At 70.2% G+C, this 14,935-nt stretch carries 21 protein-coding genes; 11 read left to right on the forward strand and 10 right to left on the reverse strand.

What is annotated here, in order from left to right:
* A partial coding sequence (locus tag LPA44_RS09465) for a PfkB family carbohydrate kinase (RefSeq protein WP_230889344.1) occupies positions 1-989 on the forward strand: 989 nt, incomplete at its 5' end.
* On the opposite strand, the gene npdG is transcribed toward LPA44_RS09465, so the two are convergent.
* Genes npdG through LPA44_RS09485 form a run of 4 tightly spaced genes read right to left on the reverse strand, consistent with a single transcriptional unit; the run spans position 960 to position 3,318 of the window.
* Positions 960-1,628, reverse strand: coding sequence for an NADPH-dependent F420 reductase (gene npdG / locus LPA44_RS09470; RefSeq protein WP_230889345.1), 669 nt, complete (start codon positions 1,626-1,628; stop codon positions 960-962). The two genes, LPA44_RS09465 and npdG, sit on opposite strands and share 30 nt — an antisense overlap.
* Before the next feature lie 43 nt (positions 1,629-1,671).
* The gene (locus tag LPA44_RS09475) at positions 1,672-1,956 is read right to left on the reverse strand and encodes a hypothetical protein (RefSeq protein WP_230889346.1); all 285 of its coding nucleotides are present in this window, start codon (positions 1,954-1,956) and stop codon (positions 1,672-1,674) included.
* Between the two features lie 43 nt (positions 1,957-1,999).
* Entirely contained in the window at positions 2,000-2,875 is an 876-nt protein-coding gene (locus tag LPA44_RS09480) for a TIGR01548 family HAD-type hydrolase (RefSeq protein ID WP_230889347.1), read from the reverse strand.
* A 32-nt stretch (positions 2,876-2,907) separates the two neighbouring features.
* Complete coding sequence (locus tag LPA44_RS09485) at positions 2,908-3,318, reverse strand: UPF0146 family protein (protein ID WP_230889348.1); 411 nt, start codon at positions 3,316-3,318, stop codon at positions 2,908-2,910.
* A 40-nt stretch (positions 3,319-3,358) separates the two neighbouring features.
* Here LPA44_RS09485 and LPA44_RS09490 point away from each other — a divergent pair, with 40 nt between their 5' ends.
* The 4 genes from LPA44_RS09490 (at position 3,359) to LPA44_RS09505 (ending at position 6,623) form a co-directional block, all read left to right on the forward strand.
* A complete protein-coding gene (locus LPA44_RS09490; RefSeq protein WP_230889349.1) occupies positions 3,359-3,880 on the forward strand; it encodes an archaemetzincin family Zn-dependent metalloprotease in 522 nt (173 codons plus the stop codon).
* A 462-nt stretch (positions 3,881-4,342) separates the two neighbouring features.
* Positions 4,343-4,843 carry a metallophosphoesterase family protein gene (locus LPA44_RS09495; protein WP_230889350.1) on the forward strand — a complete coding sequence of 167 codons (501 nt, stop codon included), beginning with the start codon at positions 4,343-4,345 and terminating at the stop codon, positions 4,841-4,843.
* Positions 4,844-4,900: 57 nt separating this feature from the next.
* Entirely contained in the window at positions 4,901-5,662 is a 762-nt protein-coding gene (locus tag LPA44_RS09500; RefSeq protein WP_230889351.1) for a coenzyme F420-0:L-glutamate ligase, read from the forward strand.
* Positions 5,649-6,623, forward strand: a complete 975-nt coding sequence (locus LPA44_RS09505) for a 5,10-methylenetetrahydromethanopterin reductase (protein ID WP_230889352.1) — start codon at positions 5,649-5,651, stop codon at positions 6,621-6,623. The genes LPA44_RS09500 and LPA44_RS09505 overlap by 14 nt, the downstream gene beginning before the upstream one ends.
* On the opposite strand, the gene LPA44_RS09510 is transcribed toward LPA44_RS09505, so the two are convergent.
* Complete coding sequence (locus LPA44_RS09510; protein WP_230889353.1) at positions 6,624-6,830, reverse strand: hypothetical protein; 207 nt, start codon at positions 6,828-6,830, stop codon at positions 6,624-6,626.
* Between the two features lie 72 nt (positions 6,831-6,902).
* On the opposite strand from LPA44_RS09510, the gene LPA44_RS09515 reads away from it, so the two are divergent.
* From LPA44_RS09515 to yciH, 5 genes are all read left to right on the forward strand, one after another.
* Complete coding sequence (locus LPA44_RS09515; protein ID WP_230889354.1) at positions 6,903-7,115, forward strand: DUF7573 domain-containing protein; 213 nt, start codon at positions 6,903-6,905, stop codon at positions 7,113-7,115.
* Positions 7,116-7,206: 91 nt separating this feature from the next.
* Positions 7,207-8,199, forward strand: coding sequence for an AAA family ATPase (locus tag LPA44_RS09520; RefSeq protein ID WP_442903377.1), 993 nt, complete (start codon positions 7,207-7,209; stop codon positions 8,197-8,199).
* A gap of 1 nt (position 8,200) precedes the next feature.
* Complete coding sequence (locus tag LPA44_RS09525) at positions 8,201-9,235, forward strand: DUF58 domain-containing protein (RefSeq protein ID WP_230889355.1); 1,035 nt, start codon at positions 8,201-8,203, stop codon at positions 9,233-9,235.
* Positions 9,232-11,421, forward strand: coding sequence for a transglutaminase TgpA family protein (locus LPA44_RS09530; RefSeq protein WP_230889356.1), 2,190 nt, complete (start codon positions 9,232-9,234; stop codon positions 11,419-11,421). The genes LPA44_RS09525 and LPA44_RS09530 overlap by 4 nt, the downstream gene beginning before the upstream one ends.
* Positions 11,422-11,455: 34 nt before the next feature.
* Positions 11,456-11,749: a stress response translation initiation inhibitor YciH gene (yciH, locus tag LPA44_RS09535; protein ID WP_058980746.1), complete on the forward strand. Its 294-nt coding sequence runs from the start codon at positions 11,456-11,458 to the stop codon at positions 11,747-11,749.
* A gap of 95 nt (positions 11,750-11,844) precedes the next feature.
* Here the strand turns inward: yciH and LPA44_RS09540 are convergent, their stop codons facing one another.
* Together LPA44_RS09540 and LPA44_RS09545 are read right to left on the reverse strand one after the other, a co-directional pair.
* Positions 11,845-12,213, reverse strand: a complete 369-nt coding sequence (locus tag LPA44_RS09540; RefSeq protein ID WP_230889357.1) for a rhodanese-like domain-containing protein — start codon at positions 12,211-12,213, stop codon at positions 11,845-11,847.
* Positions 12,214-12,410: 197 nt separating this feature from the next.
* On the reverse strand, positions 12,411-12,983 hold the full coding sequence (locus tag LPA44_RS09545) for an NUDIX hydrolase (RefSeq protein WP_230889358.1): 573 nt from the start codon (positions 12,981-12,983) through the stop codon (positions 12,411-12,413).
* 93 nt (positions 12,984-13,076) lie between these two features.
* On the opposite strand from LPA44_RS09545, the gene LPA44_RS09550 reads away from it, so the two are divergent.
* On the forward strand, positions 13,077-13,514 hold the full coding sequence (locus LPA44_RS09550) for a metal-dependent transcriptional regulator (protein ID WP_230889359.1): 438 nt from the start codon (positions 13,077-13,079) through the stop codon (positions 13,512-13,514).
* Here LPA44_RS09550 and LPA44_RS09555 read toward each other — a convergent pair whose 3' ends face one another.
* Genes LPA44_RS09555 through rimI form a run of 3 tightly spaced genes read right to left on the reverse strand, consistent with a single transcriptional unit; the run spans position 13,515 to position 14,862 of the window.
* A complete protein-coding gene (locus LPA44_RS09555) occupies positions 13,515-13,934 on the reverse strand; it encodes a DUF5809 family protein (protein ID WP_230889360.1) in 420 nt (139 codons plus the stop codon).
* 24 nt (positions 13,935-13,958) lie between these two features.
* Positions 13,959-14,336 carry a DUF5810 domain-containing protein gene (locus LPA44_RS09560; RefSeq protein WP_230889361.1) on the reverse strand — a complete coding sequence of 126 codons (378 nt, stop codon included), beginning with the start codon at positions 14,334-14,336 and terminating at the stop codon, positions 13,959-13,961.
* Positions 14,337-14,358: 22 nt separating this feature from the next.
* Positions 14,359-14,862 carry a ribosomal protein S18-alanine N-acetyltransferase gene (gene rimI / locus LPA44_RS09565; protein WP_230889362.1) on the reverse strand — a complete coding sequence of 168 codons (504 nt, stop codon included), beginning with the start codon at positions 14,860-14,862 and terminating at the stop codon, positions 14,359-14,361.
* Between the last annotated feature and the right edge of the window lie 73 nt (positions 14,863-14,935).

Genomic DNA, 14,935 nt, shown 5'->3' on the forward strand with positions numbered 1-14,935 from the left:
TCCTCCCGGAAGCCACAGTCGCCACGCCGAACGTCCCCGAGGCCGAACTCCTCGCGGACGTCACAATCGAGGACGACGCCGACCTCCGCGAGGCCGCCGACGCCGTCCGCGACCTCGGCCCGGATGCGGTCCTGCTGACCGGCGGCCACCTCGACGGCGACCCCGTGGACGTCTACGCCGGCGAGACGACCCGTGCGTTCTCCCGCGAGCGCGTCGACACCGAGGACACACACGGCTCCGGCTGCACGCTCTCCGCAGCCATCGCCGCGTACCTCGCCAGCGGCGACGAGCCCGAAGTTGCCGTCGAGCGCGGCGTCGATGCCACCGCACGCGCCATCGCGTCGGACCTCTCGCTCGGGTCGGGCGCTGGCCCTGTCGACCACGCCGCAATCGCAGACCGACGCGTCGTCGCCGACGGCGCACGTGCGGGCGTGAGCCCCAACACGACCGACGCCATCGACGCGGTCCGCGATGTCGTCGCTGCGCTCGAACGTGAGTGGCCGCCCGAACTCGTGCCCGAAGTCGGGACGAACGTCGCCGTCGCGCCGGCTGACGCCACAGAACCCGAGGACGTGGTCGCCGTCGACGGCCGACTGCACGCGACGAGCCGCGGTGTGCGTGCCACGGGCGGCGTCGCGCCGGGCGCGTCCAGCCACATCGCGCGCTTCCTGCTCGGCGTCCGCGAGCACGACCCGCGGATTTCCGCCGCCGGGAACGTCCGCTGGAGCCGGGCGCGCGAGTCGGCACTGCGCGAGCGCTGGGACGTCGAACTCACCGACCGCACCGAGGAGCCCGCGGACGCCGACGGGACGATGGACTGGGCCGCTCGCGACGCGATGGCCGACCGGGAGCGCGCGCCCGACGCCGTCGTCGACCGCGGCGCAATCGGGAAGGAAGCGATGATTCGCCTGGTCGCGGAAGATGCGGACGCGCTGCTGGAGAAATTCAGAACCGCCGCGTCACTCGAACGTGACGCCGACGTCGTGTAGACCCTCGTTGTGGAGTGCGAGGTCGACGAGCAGCGGCGTCAGCGACTCCACCTCGGCGGCGTTCGACAGCGGGCCCGCGTCGAGCGCGCGGATGCCCTCGATGCCCGCGGCGAGGTCGACGACGTTCTGCTTGGCGTCGCCGTCGTCGCCGACGACGAGCGTGTCGAGGTCTAACTCGACGTCGAGGTTCGCCAGCCGGTCGGCCGCGAGATTCTGGAACGCGCCCACCACGGACACCTCGTCGGGTGCGGTCTCCGCGACGAGTTCGGTGACGCTGCCCGCGCTCGGCGGGTTGTAGTCGAAGCCGCCCTCGCGCTTCTTCATGCCGACGGCGGGCGACACCAGGAGCGTGTCCTCGTCGAGGCGGTCCGCGATTTCTTCGACGAGGTCGGAGACGTGGTACGGCGGCACCGCCAGCACCACGACGTCCGCGCGGTCGGCCGCCATCTCGTTGGCGAACCCTGTGATTTTCTCGTCGACGCCGCGGCTGTCCAACTCGGTCTCGTACTCTTCGGCCTTCCCGCGGGCCCGCTCGGGGTCCCGCGAGCCGACCACGATGTCGTGGTCGGTGTCGTACGCCCACCGCAGCGCCAGCCCTTCGCCGATGTCGCCAGTCCCGCCAAGTAACGCGATTCGCATACCTCACTGTCTCCCGGCGCGCGGTTAAGAATTGTGTGGGCGACTATCCGATGTGGGTCTCGACGTCCACGCCCGTGAGTTTCCCGAGTTCCTCCCACTCGTCGTCGCGGGCGTGGCGGCGCTCGACGGTCACGTGCTCGTCGCTGGTCTTTGGCGTCGTGAACCGGAACAGGACGTTGTCCGCCTCCAGGTCGCGGCCCTCGGCGTAGAACCCCTGTTCGCCTTCTTCGGCTTCCTCGAGTTCGACATCGTGCTCCCACTCGTCGTCGACTTCGATGTGCACTGGGCCGGCTTCCTGCTCGCGGAGAATCGTCACGAGTTCGTCCATGTGGGTGGCTGCGACGGCCAGCGTGTTATGCGATGTGGCCGTGCTACCGCGGGTCGACGACCTCGGGGAGGTCGTTGATGGAGTCGAGCACGCCGTCCGCGCCCGCGTCCTCGTACTTCCGGCGGCCCTCCGGCCCCGTCAGCCCGCCCGTGAGCACGCCGAACGCGTAGTACGTCCGGTCCGGGTCGGCCTCTCGCGCGTTCACCACCGTCTCGATGTCGTCGAGGGTGTCCCCGACGAACGCGACTGACTCCGCGCCCGTGCGCTCCGCGAGCGCAATCAGCGCCCGCGGATTCGGCTTCCCCTCCTCCCAGTCGTCCATCGTGAACCGGTACTCGTCGGGTACGTCCAGCCCCACGCGGTCCAGCGCGATTTCGGCCTCCGCCTCGGGGCGGCCCGTCAGCACGCAGACCGGGAACTGGCTGGTGAGTGCGTCGACTGTCTCGGGCGTCACGATGACCGGCTCGTCGTTGATGTACCCCTCCTCTGCGGGGAGGTCGGGTTCCTTCCCTTCCAGTTCCTCGTAGAGGTCGGTGCCGAGGTAGAGCTGCTGGAACACCTCGCGGAGCCGGTCGGGGCGCCAGTCCTCGCGCACGCGCTCGACGCCGCCCGGGTCGAGGTGGGACTCGACGACTTCCTCCGCGCCCGCCAGTCCACCGCCGTGTGCGGCGACCTGGTCCGTGAATTCGCCGACATCGCCCGTGTACCCCTCGCGCGAGGCGAGCACGAACAGCGCCGCCGCGTCCGTCAGCGTCCAGTCGTTGTTGAACCCGCCCGCGTCCTTGAATTGCTGGACGGCGGCCTTCTCGATGGTGTCCCCGTAGACGTACTGGACCGACTCTACGATGGCGCGCCTGTAGGAGTCCGCGACGTCCACGAGCACGCCGTCGACGTCGAGCACGACCGCGTCCACTTCCATACCACCACCGACGCGGCCCGCCGAAAAGACAGTTACGTCCCCGGACGCGCCGCATCGCCGCGCTCCCGTGCGACGTACAGCGTCCCCGAGGCGACGGTCCGTCGTTCGACTGGAACTGTGGGTTGGTCGCCGCCCAGCGTCGTGAACAGACACGTCGCGTCCGCTGTCTCCGCCACGGCGACGAGCGCGCTGTGGAGTTCCGGTGGACAGTTCAGCGCGTACACGGCGTCTGCATCCGCGTACACCGCGGAATCGGGGTCGGTCACGTCGTCGCGTACGAACGCGACGCCCTCGGGGCACTCGCGCTCGTGGACGTCCGTCGCGGTCACATCCCGCCCGCGCGCCGCTAATTCGGCTGCCACGTCCGGCCGCTGGCCCACGCCGACCTCGACGAGTCGCTCGTAGCCGGCGAGCGCGTCCACGACCGCGGGTGGGTTACCCATGCCGGGATGTTTATGCCTCACGCCGCTTAACTTCGTCTTGATGCGGGTCGACATCGTGCCCGTCGGCGACGTTCCCGCGAACGTCAAACGCGAGGCCTCCGCCAGCCTTCGGAGTATCTACGACTGCGACGTCGTCGTCGCGACAGAACAACCCGTCCCCGAGAGCGCGTACGACGACGCCCGCGGCCAGTACCGCGCCGCCGAATTCATCGACGTCGCCACCCGCGCCGGCAGCGGCGACAAGACCATCGCCATCACCCCCGAAGACCTCTACTACCGCCGCCGCAACTACGTCTTCGGGCTCGCGTACCTCGACGGCCGCGGCTGCGTCGTCTCCACGTACCGCCTCCAGACGTCCAGCGACGGCGGCTTCTCCGAACGCCCCGCCAGCGACGTCTTCGCGGACCGCGTCCGCAAGGAAGTCGTCCACGAACTCGGGCACACGCTCGGCCTCGAACACTGCGACAACAACCGCTGCGCGATGAACTTCTCCCCCACCGTTCAGGAAGTCGACCGGAAAGAACAGCACCTCTGTGGGAGCTGCCAGCGCACTGTTTTCTAGAACGCACTTTTTGCTGTGGGAGGGCGCCTGCGGCCGCTCGCTGGCAAAAACTTGCGGAAAAAGCACTCCTCGCTTCCTATGGTCGCTCGTCGGCCTCGCGGCTTCGCCGCGAGTGAACCGCGAGCGCCATATGGCGCTCGCGGATGCTTGCTCGTCGGCTACGTAGGTTCAAGTAGGAGAGCGGAGCCAACCCGGCCTGTGACCTGACAGTCGCCGCGGGCCGGCGGACGCGGAACGGCGGCGGACCGGCTCGCGGACTCGAACGCCGCCTGCAAGCCACAGCCGTCGCTGGTGCGTTCTGAGACGGGCGACTCGGGAGAAAGGCCTCGTCACAAGGGGCTCGGAGGGGGTAACTCCTCGTCACCGTCGCCCGGGAGTACGGTAGGGGCTCCCGGGAGAAGAGCCTTTCACTCCCGTCCAGCGGCTTCAACGTATTTCTTGCTGGCCGTCGAAGCCCGGGGTATGCGCCGTCTCGCAGTCGTCAGCGACACGCACGTGCCGTCCCGCGAACCCGAGATTCCGGGGTTCGTCGAACAGGAACTGGAGGACGCGGACGTCGTCGTCCACGCCGGCGACTTCGACAGCGAAGCCGCCTACGAAACTGTCGAGTCGCTGGCCGGCGGCGACCTCGTGGCCGTCCGCGGGAACATGGACCCCGTCTCGCTGGGGCTGCCCGCAGTGGAGACGCTGTGGGTCGAAGACCGGCAGTTCGTCGTCGTGCACGGCAGCGGTCCGCTGTCCGGCTACGAGGACCGCGTCCTAGAAACCGTTCGCGAAGAGCGCGACGACGAGGACGCTATCGGTATCTCCGGGCATACGCACGAGGTCACCGACGAGACCGTCGACGGCGTCCGCCTCCTGAACCCGGGGAGCGCGACCGGTGCCGAGCCAGCCGAGGAGGCGACGATGCTGACCGTGGACGTCGACGGTAGCGACGTCGACGTCTCCGTGGTGCGAGCGTAGAGTGGCCGTCGTGTCCGGTACCGCCGGGGCTTTTGTGAGGGGCGCCGAAGGCCGAGTATGCACGCGTTCGCGGTGCCGGAGTTTCCGGAGGTGCGTTCGGGCGACAGTCTCGCCGACCTCGTCGCCGAGCGCACCGACCTGCAGGACGGCGACGTCGTCTGCGTCGCCAGCACGGTCGTCTCGAAGGCCGAAGGACGGACGGCGTCGCTGTCGGACTACCCAGCGGGGCCGCGCGCCCGTGAAATCGCCGACCGCCTGAGCGAGATTACGGGCGAACAGAAGGACCCCCGGTTCGCGCAGGCCGTCCTCGAGGAGTCCGTGGACCTGCTGATGGAGGCGCCGTTCCTGTTGACGGAGACGACGTTCGGTCACGTCGGCGTGAACGCCGGCATCGACCGGTCGAATACGGGCGGCGCCGACTTACTGTTGCTCCCCGAAAATCCGACGGAGAGCGCCGAGCACATCCGTGAGGGCTTGGATGCGGACGTCGCGGTGGTCGTGACCGACACGTCCGGGCGGCCGTTCCGGCACGGCCAGCGCGGCGTCGCGCTCGGCTGGGCGGGGATGCCAGCATCCCGGGACTGGCGCGGTGAGACGGACCGCGACGGCCACGAACTCGAAGTCACCGTCGAGAGCGTGGTGGACGAACTCGCGGCGACCGCGAACCTCGTCTCCGGCGAGGGCGACGGCGGCACGCCCGTCGTCGTCGTGCGGGAGTTCGATTTCGGCAACCACGACGGCAGCGAGGAGTTGTACCGCGAGGTCGACGGTGATTTCGTGCGGCAGGCGCTCCGGGGGTGGGAGTATGCGCGGGATTGAGCTGGCCCCCGAGATTCCCGTCAGCGAGGTCGCCGACCTCGCCTCGCAGGCGGAGGCGGCCGGATTCGACGCGGTGTTCGCGTCGTGCCACTACAACAACCGCGACCCGTTCGTCGCGCTCGACCGCATCGCCGCCAGCACCGAGGACGTGCAACTCGGCCCGGGAGTGGCGAACCCCTACGACACGCACCCTGTGAAACTCGCGTCGCAGGTCGCGACCGTCGACGAAGTGAGCGACGGGCGCGCAGTGCTGGGGCTGGGCGCGGGCGACGCGTCGACGCTGCGCAACCTCGGCGTGGAGCGCGACCGGCCGTTGCGCCGGGTGCTGGAGGCGATGAAAGTCTTGCAGGACCTGTGGGCGGGCGAGCGCGTCGACCATGACGGGACGTTCGTCGCGCGGGACGCCGGCCTGAACTACGAGGTCGGCGAGGTCCCGGTGTACGTGGGCGCGCAGGGCCCGCACATGCTCCGGATGGCGGGCAAGCACGCGGACGGCGTGCTGGTGAACGCGAGCCACGAGAAGGACCTCGCGTGGTCGGCCGACCGCGTCGCGGAGGGCGAAGCCGACCGGGTGGTGGACGGAGACCCGGACGTCGCGGCGTTCGCGTCGGTCTCCATCGCGGAGGACGCCGACGCTGCGCTGGAGGCGGCGCGGCCGCCGGTCGCGTTCATCGCGGCGGGCGCAGCACCGCCCGTGCTGGAGCGCCACGGTATCGACGCCGAGCGCGCGAGCGACATCGGCGACGCCATCGAAGCCGGCGAGTTCTCGGCGGCGTTCGAGAAGGTATCCGAGCAGATGCTGGCAGCGTTCTGCATCGCGGGCGACCCCGAGGACGTCGCCGAGCAGTTGGCGGCGGTGGGGGAGCACGTCGACAGCGTGGTAGCGGCGTCGCCGCTCGGACCGGACCGGGAGAAAGCAGTGTCGTTGCTCGCGGACGCGTTCGACGCTGCGGACGTGTAACTACTGGGCGCGGCGCTGGCGCTGCGTGGCGGTGTCGGGAACGAGCGATTCGGCGAGCGCGCCGAGGGTGAGCGCGCCGAAGCCGCCGGCGGCGAGCGTGACGAGGGCACCGCCGACGAGGACGAGCGCGGCCGAAATCGGGTCCGTGCTGGCGGCGGTGACGATGTTCTCGGCGAGCGAGACGGCGTTGTCGATGAACCAGACCATGTGCGGCCGTGTGTGAGCCGGTGCCTTAGATGCTCCGGGACGGTTATGTCGGTCGCCGCCGAATCTGGGGGTGTGTCCGACGACGCCACGCTCGACGCGTTCGCGCCCGAGGAGACCGAGAGCGAGCAGGAGGAGGAGCGCGACAGTGCCGACGCGACCGACGCCGCGCCCGTGACGAGTTCGTGGAGCGACGCATCGGTCTGCGAGGCCTGCGGCGAGGCCGCGGGCCGTCGCTGGCTGGACGACGGCGAGCGCGTATGTGCGGCCTGCAAGCGCTGGTCGTGAACCGGCACTGTCGTGTGTGACCGAGAAACATACAAGTGACTGCTCTCCTACCGTTCGACAACTGACGACCGCCGCCCGGCGCTCGCATACCATGACAGACGCACACGATACCCACACCGTCGCCGATTCGCGGGGCGGCGCGACGACCGCGATGTCGATACCGGACGCCGGCGACCTCGCGGGCCGCGTCGTCGAGAACATCGAGACCGTCGTCGTGGACCAGCACGACACCATCGAGCACGTCCTGACGGCCGTCCTCGGCGGCGGCCACGTCCTCCTCGAAGACGTCCCGGGCGTCGGGAAGACGATGCTCGCGCGGTCGGTCGCGCGCTCGTTCGACGGCGACTTCCGGCGCGTCCAATTCACGCCCGATCTGCTGCCGACGGACGTCACGGGCGTGAACGTGTTCAACGAGAAGACCCGCGAGTTCGAGTTCCAGCCCGGGCCGGTGTTCGCGAACGTGCTGCTGGCGGACGAAATCAATCGCGCGCCGCCGAAGACCCAGTCGTCGCTGCTGGAGGCGATGGAGGAGGCGCAGGTGACTGCGGACGGCGAGACGCGCGCACTCCCGGACCCGTTCGTCGTGGTCGCGACCCAGAACGCCGTCGAGCGCGACCGCGCGTACGAACTCCCGGTCGCGGAACTGGACCGCTTCATGAAGAAACTCCGACTCGGCTACCCGGGCCGCGAGCAGGAAATCGACGTGCTCGACCGCGCGGTCGGCGGCCACCCAATCGACGACATCGAGGCCGTGGCGTCCGTCGAGGACCTCCGGCGCGCTCGCGCCGCAACCGCGGGCGTGGAGGTCGCCCGTCCCGTCAAGGAGTACGTCACGGAGCTGGCGCGGTACACCCGCGACCATGCCGCGCTCGGCGTCAGCCCCCGTGGCTCGATTTCGCTCCTCCGGGCGTCGCAGGGCCGCGCGGTCCTCGACGGCCGCGACTACGTGGTGCCCGACGACGTGCAGGCCGAAGCCGAGCCAGTACTCGCGCACCGCATCCGCGCGGAGGCCGGCGGGACGCTCGGCGGGGAGCCGGCGCGGACGCTCGTGCAGCGAGCGCTCCAGCGGGTCGCCGTGGAGTAGCATGGCGACGACGAAGCTCACGCGCCGCGGGAAGGCGGTGCTCGCGGTCGCCGTGCTCGGCGTCGTGCTCGGGTACGCGTTCGGCGGCCGCAGCCTGAACGCCGTCGTCGTGCCAGCGGCCGCGCTTCTGGGGGTGACGCGGCTCTACGTCCACACGTTCCCGGAACCCAGCGTCGAACGAACCGCGCCGAGCGAGGGCTATCAGGGCGACCGGCGGACCGTCGAACTGGTCGTCGACGCGGCGCAGCCGTACCCGGCGACGATTCGGGACCGGCTCTCCGACGGGCTGCGCGGCGACAGCGAGCGAGACGCCGAGGCGGACGGGCGCACGCTGACCTACGACGTCGAGTTAGCCGAGCGCGGCGTCGGCTCCGTCGGCCCGTGCTCGGTGCGCGCGACCGACCCGTTCGGGCTGTGGAACGTGGGGTTCGTCGCCGGCACGCAGGAGCGCGTGACGGTGTTCCCGCGCGTCCACGAACTCCGTGACACGGCGGCGCTCCTGTCGGGGTACGTGGGCGTGACCGACGACCGGGAGCAGTTCGCGGGCGTCCGCGAGTACGAGCGCGGCGACCCCCTGCGCGACATCAACTGGAAGGCGTCGGCGAAGCGCCCGAACGACTTCGCCGTCACCAAGTACGCCGGCGAGGGCGCGACCAACCGCGTGACCGTCGCGGCGGAGGCGGTCGGGCCGCGAGCGGACTCCGTCGCGGAGGCCGCCGCGAGCGTCGCCGTCCACCTCCTCGACGCGGGCGTCGCCGTCGGCGTGGCAACCGCGTCCGGGAACGTCGAACCGGCGCACGGCGACCCGCACCGCCGCCGGCTGCTCGGCGCGCTCGCGACGTTCGAGCGCGGCCGGCTCCCCCAACACCGCAGAGACAACGCCGACGTCGTCGTGCACGCGCCGGAGAGCGGCGAGCACGTCACCGTGACCGTCGGCGGGACGGACTACCGGTACACGGAGTTCGTCGGCCGCGGCGCCGGACCGGAGCGAGCGAGTAACGAGCGTCCCGCGAACCGCGGGGAGGTGTCGGCGTGAGCACCGCGCGCGTTCGAGACGCCGCGAGCGACTGGTCGGTTTCGTGGCGGAGCGTCGCAGCGGGCGGCTGCGTCGCCGTCGTCGTCGCGGCGTACCTCTCGGTGTTGTACGACGTCGTCACGGTCGTCGACGACCCGACGCTGTTCGTCGGGGCGGTGGTCGGCGCGGTCGTCCTGGCGGGCGTGCTGCGGGCACTCCCGTGGACGCACGCGCTCGGACTGGCGTCGGCAATACTGGTGGGCGGCCTCGCGCTCTACCTGTCGGCGGTTCCGCCGGCGTACTTCGACGCGCTGTCGCCGCTGCGCGTCCTGCAGGACACGGTCGCGCTGCTGACCGGCTACTCCGTGCTGCGGATGCCCGCCGCGGGCGCGTGGGCGACCGCGGTCGCGCCCGCACCGACGTTCCTCGCGGCGTACCTCGCGTTCCGCGGGCAGTACACGCGAGCAGCGGGGGTCGCGGCGGCGACGCTCGGGTTCTTCGTGTTGACTGGGGACAGCACGACGACCACGACGCTCGTCGGCGTGCTCGCGGCGGCGGGCGCGGTCGGGTTCGGCACGCTCGCCGCACACGCCGCGAGCGCGCGACAGACGCAGGTGTTGACGGTCGTGCTCGCGGTGATGGTAGTCGGGTCGGCGACGGTGACCGCGGTGCCGGGCGGACAGTCGCCGCTCGTGCCGGCGTCGTCGTCGAACCCGAGCGCGGGCAGCCTCGTGAGCGCGGACGGCTACGTCGGCGTGGGCGGCAGCCTCGACCTCGACCCGCGCGTCCAGTTCGTCGTCGGGTCCGAGCGCGCATCCTACTACCGGGCGGGCGTCTACGACCGCTACACGGGCGACGGCTGGGTGCGGACCGCGGACGTCGGCTCGGGGACGACGCCATCGCCGACCGGGGAGCGCGTGCGCCAGCGCATCACCGCCGAGCGCACGCTGGACGTGCTGCCGTCCGCGCCCGTTCCGCAGTCCGTGAGCGGCATCGACGCCGAAGTGGTCGACGGTGGCCTGCTCGTGAATGGGCCGACGCTGCGGTCCGGGGACACCTACGTCGTCGAGAGCCAGCGCCCGGTCAACGATTCCGTCGACCTCTCGCGGGAGACGGGTGCAGTCCCCGACCGCGTCGCGGCGACGTACCTCCAGTTGCCGGACAGCACGGACGACCGTGTGGTCGACCTCGCGGCGTCGCTGACCGAGGGTGCAGAGTCGAACTCCGAGCGCGCGGCCGCCGTCGAGCGCTGGCTGGAGGCGAACAAGCAGTACTCGCTGGACGCGCCGAAGCCCGACGACGACCTCGTCACCGAGTTCGTGCTCGGGGACGCGCCCGGCTACTGCACGTACTTCGCCAGCGCGATGACCGTCATGTTGCGCTCGCAGGGCGTGCCCGCGCGGTTCGTCACCGGCTTCACGCCCGGCCAGCAGGTCGCCGAGGACGAGTGGGTAGTGCGGGGACTGGACTCGCACGCGTGGGTCGAGGTGTACGTGCCGGACCGCGGCTGGGTGCGCTTCGACCCGACGCCGAGCGGCGAGCGCACGACCGTCGAACAGCAGCGCATCACAGAGGCGCGCGCGAGCGGGACCGAGGGCGTCGACGCGGCGGGCAGCGAGGATGGCACGTGGACGCCGACGAACGAGACGACCACGATGACGAGAACCGAGACGACGAGCGCCGGCGTCGGCGAGTCGGACGCGCCGACTGAACAGGCCGCGTACGGCGTCGGCAACCTCGAAGGCGAGGGTTCGGACCCGGCGAACGTGACTCCGCCGACTGGTCCGAATGGAGCGACGGGGAGCAGTGGTGGGCCGACGCTGCCGCCGGCGTCGACGCTGCTGGTCTGGGGCGTGCTCGTCGGCGGTGCGGTCGCGGGGGCACGGTACTCCGGACTCACCGCGCGTGCCTACCGGGCGGTGTGGCTGCGGTGGCTACCCCGCGGCGACCCCCGCGAGGAAGTCGAGGGGGCCTTCGAGCGCGTGGAGTACGTCCTCGAACGCCAGCACCGCGAGCGCGAACCCGGAGAGACGGTCCGCGACTTCGTCGCCGACGTCCGCGCTGACGACCGAGCGCGCCGGGTTGCGGCCCTCAGAGAGCGCGCGCGGTACGCGGGTCGCGTCGACAGAGCCGACGCCGCCGAAGCGAGACGGCTCGCGCGGTCGCTGGCCGCCGAAAACAGCCGCCTGCCCGACCCTCGGCGATAGTGTTTAATAGGCGGATTTCGTACGCACACGTGTAATGTCTGAGGTGTGCTCGACGTGCGGGTTGCCCGAGGAACTCTGCGTCTGCGAGGACGTCGCTAAAGAGTCCCAGCAAATCGAAATCCGCATCGACGAGCGACGCTACGGAAAGGAAGTTACCGTCATCGAAGGATTCGACCCCAACGACGTCGACCTCGACAGCCTGTCGTCGGACCTCAAGTCGAAGTTCGCGTGCGGCGGCACTGTCGAGGACGGCGAAATCGAACTCCAAGGCAACCACTCGGGGCGCGTGGAGGACTTCCTCCGCGACAAGGGCTTCAACGTCGCCTAACCCGCGCGTCGACGTCCACCACTTCTCTCTCAGTATTCGCGCTGCCGAGCCGCACGGTTCCCCAGTTTAGTTATTCCAGAAGACCAGCGCAGCGTTCAGAACGGGGATTCGGTCGCGGATTCGGTGTCGGGGCCTTCGTCGCTCTCGTTAGCGGCGACCTCGCCGTCCCAGCCGGTGATGCCGCTGGCGAGGCTCTCGACGCGCGCGTCCTCGTCGAGGCCCTCGTAGGACTTGACGAGTCGCGCGGCTTGCTGGCTGGCCTGCCCGTGGGGGCAGACGGTGACGACGCGGTCCGCGCCCTCGAGTTGGTCGACGGACTGGGGGAGGTCGGAGAACGGGATGTTCTCGCTGTTCGGGATGTGACCGCGCTCGAAGGCCGCCCGCGGGCGGATGTCGACGATGCGGACGTCCTCGCCATCGTCGAGGAGTGCTTCGAGTTCGTCGGCGGAAATCTCGCCGTCCATGTGCCGTACCTGGGTCTACGCGGAGTTACGGCTTGCGGTCGGGGAAGGAACGCGACTGCCACAACGACGAAGGGGCTGGTCATGTTATGTTTTACCATGCCACGTAGAAACGTCAACGTTCCGATGCGAGACCCGCGACGGGAGGAGCGCGAGGACGACCACGAGCACCGCCACCCGGTGCTCGCCGTCGCTGCGGTTCACAGGTAGCCGTCGGCCTGCGCCAGCAGCAAGCCCTCGATGGTGGCGTCGTTCGCTGGTGGCGCGCGAGCCACCGAGAGCGCCTCCTCGACGGGCACGCGCTCGACGGAGAGGAACTCGTTGTCGTCGAGGTCGCGGCCGACTTCTGTGAGTCCCTCCGCGAAGACGATGCCGCGCTGGTGGCGGAGCACGCCCGTCGCCGTCCAGAACGACTCGAGGAAGTGGACGTCGTCGGCCTCGTAGCCCGTCTCCTCGCGGAGTTCGCGGCGGCCCGCCGAGACGTACGACTCGCGGTTCGGGGTGGGCGCGACGTCCGCTGTTTCTTCACTCGATTCCTCTACGATTCCTGCAACCAATTCCATGCACTGCTCGCGAATCGTCGGTCGGTACTGGTCGACGAACAACACGTCCCCGTCGTCGACGGCGACGACGACGACCGCCGGCGGGAGTTCGGCCCAGTAGTAGTCTTTCAGCGAGCCGTCGGGCTGCTCGACGCGGTCGTAGCCGCCGTCGTACCAGCTCGTCTCGTACTCGGTCACGGCGTCGACGACCGGCCAGTCGTGGTCGCGCATGGCCGGCCGTACGCACCCGCCTACAAAGCCTCCCGGGGACTCGGCGTGGCCGGGAACAGCCTTTTCCCTCCGAGGGGCGGACCAACACGCGAGATGAGTGGGGGAGAGCTCTCGAAGACGGCCGGCCGCTACCTCAGCGCCATCCTGCTGGTGTCCGCCCAGGAGGGACGCCCAGCCAAGACCGGGGAGGTCGCCGACCGGCTCGACGTCGACCCCGCGACCGTCACCGAGCGCATGACCGACTTCGCGGAGCGCGGACTCGTCGACTACGAGCGCTACGAGGGCGCGACGCTCACCGGCGACGGCGAGACGGTCACGCGCGAACTCATGTGGAAGCGGTGTCTCGTCGAGAACTTCACGACCGACGACCTCGGGCTCGACAGCGTCGACACCGACTCCATCGGCGGCGCGCTCTCCGAGGAAGCTGCTCGCGCGCTGAAACGCCACATCGACCACCCCTGCACGGGGCGGTGTTCGGCGCCCGACGCGGACTTCGCGGAGTGCTGTCCGGACTACCAGGTGTCGCGGTAGTCAGAGGACCGGCTCGTAGAAGTTGCTGAACGCGATGCGGCGCAGCGTCGCGACGGCGGCGTCGGGCTCGTTCTGAAACGTCGTCGCCACCAGCGCGTCCGCGAACGGCACGTAGTGCCACGCGGCGTTGTCCACTTCGGTGCTCCCGTTCTCGTGGACTTCCGCGTCGGGGTGGTCGACTTTCGCGGCCTCGAACTCTTCGTAGTCGCCGACCTCGACTTCGAGGAGCGAGGCGAACATGGCTTCGCGGGCGGCGCCCACGACGTCGCTGGTGACGCGCTCGTCGTACTCCTCCTTGGAGAGTTCCATCGCGCGTGCGACCTCGCGGGTGACTGTCTGTGCGGCCGGCCCCACGCCCTCGAAGCGCTCGCGGACCTCGGCTTCGGTCGTCGGCGCGAGCACGCCACGCGTCTCTGTCATGCGCGAACGAACAGTCTGGACGCCCTACTGGGTTTCGGAGTCGTCGTCGCCGTCCTCGGGGTCGGGGCTCGCCAGCGACGACTCGTGGAGCTGCTCGGTGATGTCCTGTGCTTCGTCGAGAATCGCGGCGGCCTCCCCGGAGAGGTCGGCGTCGCCGTGCTGTTCGACGGCCGGCATCTCGTGGCCGTGCGGTTCGGTCACCGTCTCGGTGTCCGTCTCCTCGGCGTGCTCGGTCACGTCGGGGGCCAGCGACTCGGGGTCGCGGTCCTCCCAGTCCGGGACGGTGTCGTCCAGCCACGCCTCGTGGTCGCCGCCGCGGACCAGCGCCGTGAACGCGAGGTGGTTCGCGAGGTGTTCGCCGTCCGCCTCGTCGACGCCGCAGACCGGACACTCGTAGCCCATGCGCGGGGAGAGGGGCTACCGCCTAAAACGCGTCACGGTCTTCGAGGTTCGCGACGAGCACGTAGGCGTCCTCGCCGTCCGAGTAGTACTGCGGGAGCGTGCGCAGGTACTCGAAGCCGTGTTTCTCGTAGAGGTTCATCGCGGCGTCGTTGCTCCGCCGGACTTCGAGTTTCACGCTACGGACGCCCTGCCCGGCGAGCGCGGACAGCGAGCGCCGCAACAGTGCCGCACCGATGCCCTCGCCGCGGCTGTCCGGGTGAACCGCGATGTCCTTGACGTGGCCGAGGGGTTGGCGGTGGTTCGGAATCGTGTCCGCGACGACGTAGCCCGTAATCTCGCCGTTCGCGGCGACGGGGCCACCCGTCTCGCTGACGAGGAACGCGGGCGTCCCGACCTGCCGCTCGAACGCCGAGTACGGCCACGGCTGGTCGAACACCTCCTTCTCGATGCCGAACACGTCAAGCAGGTCCGCGCGGGTCGCCTGCCGGATGGCCGTGTCCGACGACGGCGGTGCGACGGTCGTCACGCTCCCCCCTATGGACACCGCGAATAAAGGCGCTGTGGCAGCCGAAGATTGCACGGCGCCGTCGCTGTCGGGC

Origin of the sequence: Halobacterium sp. KA-4, from assembly GCF_021028995.1 — an archaeon.
In the GTDB taxonomy this organism is placed as follows: domain Archaea; phylum Halobacteriota; class Halobacteria; order Halobacteriales; family Halobacteriaceae; genus Halobacterium.